This window comes from Pseudoalteromonas sp. SG43-6 (assembly GCF_014164365.1).
Taxonomy (GTDB): Bacteria; Pseudomonadota; Gammaproteobacteria; order Enterobacterales; family Alteromonadaceae; genus Pseudoalteromonas; species Pseudoalteromonas rhizosphaerae.
The window spans coordinates 1-1,336 of the sequence record NZ_JACJEZ010000129.1 but is presented as its reverse complement, the minus strand read 5'-3'; the positions used below and the strand labels follow the sequence as shown (position 1 = coordinate 1,336).

General features: G+C 39.4%; 2 protein-coding genes. One reads left to right on the top strand and one right to left on the bottom strand.

What is annotated here, in order from left to right; translation table 11 throughout:
* The gene (locus tag H5201_RS22405; protein WP_149983453.1) at positions 1-252 is read right to left on the bottom strand and encodes a LexA family transcriptional regulator; all 252 of its coding nucleotides are present in this window, start codon (positions 250-252) and stop codon (positions 1-3) included.
* Positions 253-311: 59 nt separating this feature from the next.
* Here H5201_RS22405 and H5201_RS22400 point away from each other — a divergent pair.
* A partial coding sequence (locus H5201_RS22400; protein WP_182785441.1) for an IS630 family transposase occupies positions 312-1,336 on the top strand: 1,025 nt, incomplete at its 3' end.

Genomic DNA, 1,336 nt, shown 5'->3' with positions numbered 1-1,336 from the left:
TTACTTAAATTCAGGCAACTGATTTATTCCTATCAATAGCTTTATCGTTCGGCTTTTTCCAGCAGTTGAAGTGATGAACCCTTTCTTTTTAAGCGTTAAAATCATTGCATGAACACTTGATGATGCAGTCCCAAAATAACGCTCAAAATCATTTTCAGCAGGTGCAACACCATTCACTTTTGTGTAGTAATAAATAAATGCCAAATACTGCCCTTGTTTCACAGTGAACGACGGTAACTCTTCTTTATTCATAATGAACTTTTATCCTAATTGACGATCCTTTAACTCATATTTACTCATTTAATATTGTTATGAACCGAAAGTATATTGTTGAATTATCAGCAGAAGAAAAATGCGAATTAGTTAACTACTGCAAAAAAGGCATGGTCAATGTTCGAAAGTACAAACGAGCCGCCATTTTATTAAAAGCGGACCGTTGTCGATATACAACAGATCAAATATGTGAAGCGGTTCAAGTGAGCTCTTCAACTGTATTTCGAGTCAAACGTCAGTTTGTCGAAGACAGTTTAGAAGCCGCTTTAAATGAAGGTGCACGAAGTGGTGCTATGAGAAAAACCTCCGCGAAAGATGAAGTAACTTTAATAGCCACAGCCTGTTCTGAGCCGCCAACAGGACACTGCCGATGGACATTAGCGTTACTTGGCGAGCGATTAATAACATTAACGGATTTAGACAGTATTTCATATGAAACTGTTCGTAGACGCCTTAAAGAAAATGCGTTAAAGCCCTGGCAAAAAAAGATGTGGTGTGTGGCAACAATGGACGCTGAGTATATTGCAAGAATGGAGCATGTACTTGAATTATATGCTGAGCCAGCGGATGAGCTCAATCCTATTATTAATTTTGATGAGGCGATGAAGCAACTTGTTGATGATACACGGCCAGTACAACCGATGAAAAAGGGACAGGTAAAACGCCTAGATTATGAATATAAACGGGTTGGCGTGGCTAACTTATTTGTATTCTTTGACCGTCATCGGGGTTGGCGGCACGTTAAAGCAACACAGAGGAAAACGAAAGTTGATTTTGCTCACTGTATGAAGGACTTAGTCGATGAACACTACCCACATGCGAATAAAATTCGTGTCGTGCTAGATAACTTATCGACTCATACGGAAGGTGCGTTATATAAAGCATTTTCACCGCAAGAAGCACGACGTATTTTAAATAAAATAGAGTTCCATTACACACCTAAACATGCGAGTTGGTTGAATATGGTCGAGATAGAAATTGGCAATATGAATAAGCAATGCTTAGATCGGCGCATAGCAAGTATGGAAGAGTTAAAGACAGAGCTCACGGCGTGGGAATGGCG

Coding starts and splice junctions, on each gene's coding strand:
- H5201_RS22405 (WP_149983453.1), bottom strand. CDS start 252: ATGAATAAAGAAGAGTTACCGTCGTTCACTGTGAAACAAGGGCAGTAT.